The organism is Pseudemcibacter sp., from assembly GCF_965661635.1.
Taxonomy (GTDB): domain Bacteria; phylum Pseudomonadota; class Alphaproteobacteria; order Sphingomonadales; family Emcibacteraceae; genus Pseudemcibacter.
This window is the reverse complement of the sequence record NZ_CBFIEP010000138.1, coordinates 1-3981: the sequence shown is the minus strand read 5'-3', so window position 1 is coordinate 3981 and position 3981 is coordinate 1. Positions and strand designations below refer to the sequence as shown.

5 protein-coding genes and 1 pseudogene are annotated in these 3981 nt (G+C 39.3%); 3 read left to right on the top strand and 3 right to left on the bottom strand.

Annotation, left to right across the window (positions count from 1 at the left end):
- The 3 genes and pseudogenes from ACTF6W_RS09050 to ACTF6W_RS09040 form a co-directional block, all read left to right on the top strand.
- Positions 1-219 (top strand): annotated as a pseudogene (locus ACTF6W_RS09050) (hypothetical protein); the annotation flags it as partial.
- A gap of 57 nt (positions 220-276) precedes the next feature.
- Complete coding sequence (locus ACTF6W_RS09045) at positions 277-774, top strand: tetratricopeptide repeat protein (RefSeq protein ID WP_438994217.1); 498 nt, start codon at positions 277-279, stop codon at positions 772-774.
- A gap of 24 nt (positions 775-798) precedes the next feature.
- Entirely contained in the window at positions 799-1731 is a 933-nt protein-coding gene (locus ACTF6W_RS09040) for a tetratricopeptide repeat protein (protein ID WP_438994216.1), read from the top strand.
- Between the two features lie 12 nt (positions 1732-1743).
- Here ACTF6W_RS09040 and ACTF6W_RS09035 read toward each other — a convergent pair whose 3' ends face one another.
- The 3 genes from ACTF6W_RS09035 to ACTF6W_RS09025 all read right to left on the bottom strand — a co-directional run bounded on the left by ACTF6W_RS09035 (position 1744) and on the right by ACTF6W_RS09025 (position 3871).
- Positions 1744-2907, bottom strand: a complete 1164-nt coding sequence (locus tag ACTF6W_RS09035) for a diaminopropionate ammonia-lyase (protein WP_438994215.1) — start codon at positions 2905-2907, stop codon at positions 1744-1746.
- Between the two features lie 12 nt (positions 2908-2919).
- Positions 2920-3480 (bottom strand): DUF924 family protein, encoded by a 561-nt coding sequence (locus ACTF6W_RS09030; protein WP_438994214.1) that lies wholly within the window; start codon positions 3478-3480, stop codon positions 2920-2922.
- A 106-nt stretch (positions 3481-3586) separates the two neighbouring features.
- Complete coding sequence (locus ACTF6W_RS09025; protein WP_438994213.1) at positions 3587-3871, bottom strand: hypothetical protein; 285 nt, start codon at positions 3869-3871, stop codon at positions 3587-3589.
- Positions 3872-3981: the final 110 nt, after the last annotated feature.

Genomic DNA, 3981 nt, shown 5'->3' with positions numbered 1-3981 from the left:
AATAGTGAAGATTGGTTTAAAGGTGATATTGAAGTTGCAAATATAGTTTTTGCGTCATCACCACTAGAAGAAAGTTCTTATAGTTGGCGTGGTCGCCGTGAAGGGTTCATGGGTAATTACGCTAAGGCAGTTGATATATTCACCCAAGGATTAGAATTATTCCCTGAAAGTTATGCGCTTTATCGTTACCGAGGGTTTCATCTGGTGAGAAATTATTAATTCGAAGAGGGATTAATTGATCTTCGCCGTGCGGAAGAACTTATTGAAAATGTTGATGTGTCGCCAGTTCAAGAAGGCATTCCGGGTAAATCAAATTATAGCCCAAGTACATTTAAGAGAAATATTTATTTCTTTATTGCCGAGAGCAGCATGGCGACAGGCGATTATAATACTGTAATTGAATATATGGATAAGGCCTATGATGCCAATCAATTGCGAGATAAAGATGATTTCTTAGTATCGACAGCATTTTATAAATATATGGCGATGCGTAAATTAGGGCGCCATGATGAAGCCATCGAAATGGTGAAAGCCATTCCAAACGGATTGGATATTATTGATAACCACTCATATTATGACGCTATCATGTATTTAAAAGGACGCACAAGTCGCGAAAGATTTGAAGGACGCGCTGATAGTCTCGGTCGTTACGCAATGGCAATGGTTGATTTATTTGAAGATAATTCAGATGATGCTAAAGAAAAATTCACGCAAGTAACCAATGATAATCCAAAAGGGTATTGGCTTGCGGAAGTGGAACTTTCAAAGCTTTAATACATATAACTAAAGGGGACATTCATGAAAAAATTACTGTTTATTGTTGCAGTGATAACGCTTAGTCACGATGGGTTCGTATTTGCACAGAGCCATGATGATGTTATTAAAGCAGCCTATGCGAAAACCCATACACCAACGGGAAGAGAATTTCGCGTAACACGTTATAAAGAAAATACCCAAGCGAGGCTAGAGAAAGATCTTGAAATTGCGAAAGCAGTTATGGAAGAGGCGCCAGATCGGTCATCAAGTTATGAATGGCTTGGACGCAGATACGGATATCTAGGGATGTTACCAGAAGCGATTGAAGTGTTTTCAAATGGTCTTAAGAAATTTCCAGACAGTTATAAATTATATAGATATCGTGGCCGTCATTTAGCCCGAAATTATCAATGGGATCAGGCAATAAGCGATTATAGAAAAGCGTTAGAAATTTTGAAAGATCAGCCGGATACGTATGAACCGAACGGTATTGCCAATGAGCTTGATTTAACGATTTCAACGTTTAAACAAAATATTCCTTACTACCTTGGACAGACCAGTATGGCGACGGGTGATTATGAAACCGTTTTAAGCGGCATGGATGAAGCCATTAATGTTCCGGTTCGTTTTGCCTATATGGAAGAATTAATTCCGGTGACGCTCTGGAAATATTTAGCGCTTAGAAAGCTTGGCCGTCACGCTGATGCGGAAGAGGAGCTTAAAAAAGTTCCAGACGAATATGATTTAATTGAAAATGATCAATATCACCGCGCCGTCAATTATTTAAAAGGGAATTATACGCGCGAGGATTTTTTAGAAATTGCCGATGTGATTGGCAAATATACGGTCGCAATGAAAGATTTATTCGATGGTGACGAGGAAAATGCGAGAAAGCTCTTTAATGAAACTACTGACAGCGGACCGCGCGGGTTTTGGCCATCAGAAGCAGAACTCATGATGCTTGATGGAAAATAATCTTTATAGAGTTTAACCCCCAGAAACGATTTCATTATATAGTTCGGGATCGGTAGCCCCTTCGGTTCCAAAGAGAAGTATGCGGCTTTGACTATCAATGCCGAGTGCTGACCTTAGTTTTTCTTTATCTTTTAGTTCCATAAGGGCGGCAACGCCAGCGACGGCACTTTCGCCAGCTTCTATACCATCATCAACGCCAATCCCCATTGCCATTATACACATAGCTGGTTTTACATTGTTATCAGAAATGGTGACGAAATCATTAGCATTATTTTTTAAGATATTCCATCCAATGATGGATACTTCACCGCAAGAAAGGCCACCCATTAAGGTTTCTTGTTCAATGTGAACCATTTTGGGTCGTCCAATTTTTGCACTTTGATAAAGGCAGTCTGCGGTTTCGGGTTCCACGACAACAAACCGCGGACGATGTTCGCCCCATATTTTTCCTGCGTGAGCACAGATAGCGCCAGCCAAACCGCCAACACCACCTTGGATTAAAATGTGGGTGGGAAGTTCTTCTTCTTTTAATTGCTCACTTATCTCTTTTGTCATTACCGTGTAACCGGCCATGACATATTTTGGTACGTAAGTATAACCATCATAAGAGGTGTCGGAAATGATATGCCATTCATTTTCAATGGCATCACGTTTTACCTGAAGTAGGCTATCATCATAGTTTCCATCAACCCATGTGACTTCTGCACCAAGCAGTTCAACGGCGACGCCGCGGCTTTGACTTACGCCAGAATGCATATATATTTTGCATTTTATACCGCATTCATACGCCCCCCACGCAACTGAACGGCCATGATTGCCATCTGTCGCTGTTGCGACAATGAAATTCTTCAAATCATTGGTATATTTGCCGTCTTTTAAATCCTGATCGGTGATTTCAACACCGGGATATTTTGCGCTAAGATGCTCCTGTAATACATGGACGACTGCGTATGCCCCACCAAGTGATTTAAAGCTTTTTAGACCAAATCGTGTGCTTTCATCTTTATATAAGATTTGACCGACACCCATTTCGGCGGCTAATCCTTTTAAATCATGGAGCGGGGATGGTTCATAACCATCCCATTCTTTAATATGTTCATATGCTTCATCAAAAAGAGCACTATCAAGAATATTATCCGTTTCCTGATAGTGGGCATTGTTTTTGAAATGATGCATAATAATGACTCGTTAAAAAGATGAACCGGGTTCTTTAAGAAACTCTATTTCTTCTTTACGTGATCGTCTACCTAATATTTTATTACGGTGGGGGTATCTGCCGAAACGATCAATGATTGCCTTATGTTTTAATTCATATTCATAATTGTTTTCAAGGCCTGGGGCACTGAATAATAGCTCTGCGGCTTTATGGATTTCGGCCGACTCGCTATGCATAAAGGGCATATAGAGAAAGGATTTTTGGGTATTGGTTAAGTCTTTATCAAAACCCTTATCAATCGCATTTTGTGCTATACACACGGCCAATGGATCGGTCGCAAAGGCTTGTTTTTTATCACGAAACATATTTCGTGGGAATTGATCAAGCACAATGACCTCGGCAAGGGCGGAAAGAGGGCTATACCGCCAATTAACGAGTTCGCCAACGGCAGCGCGCTTATAAATATCATGAAAATGTTTTTTGATTTCTTTATCTAAGTCAGTGTTTTTTATAAACCAGTCTTTAGGCGTTAATTCTTCGAACCAGAAATAAATGACATCATCTGCAGTGATATTTTTATGTTTCTTCGTCATTTGAACACCCTGGATCCACTTAATTTTTAATCCCATTAAAATTAATGAAGTTTATAAGGTAGAGTTGCCCATAAAAGATGTCAAATTATGTTTAGATTAAGGAGAATTACTCTTGTGGTTCGTTTTCTTTTTCTGCTTCTATATTCATTTCGCGTTGGATAATGGGTTTATTCAATCGTTTTCCAACGATGCACATGAATATCCCAGCAGGAAATGCAAGAATGGCAGAAATAAATTCGAAAATAACCTCACCAAGGCCATCGAAACCAACTTGAGAATAAATGAAATACGCATAGAAAGGACCAACACCGATTAAAAAACTGCCAAAGGCCATCATTATCGAGCGTAGGAAACGGTAATTATAAACTTTTTGATCAAAATTTCTTAGCAATGTTTATTCATCCATCATTATGGTTTAAGGATTATATAATATAAGTGCGCACAAAATTGAAGAGAAAAGGAGTATTATTCCTTACTGACGCGTTTATCCAAATCTTCGAT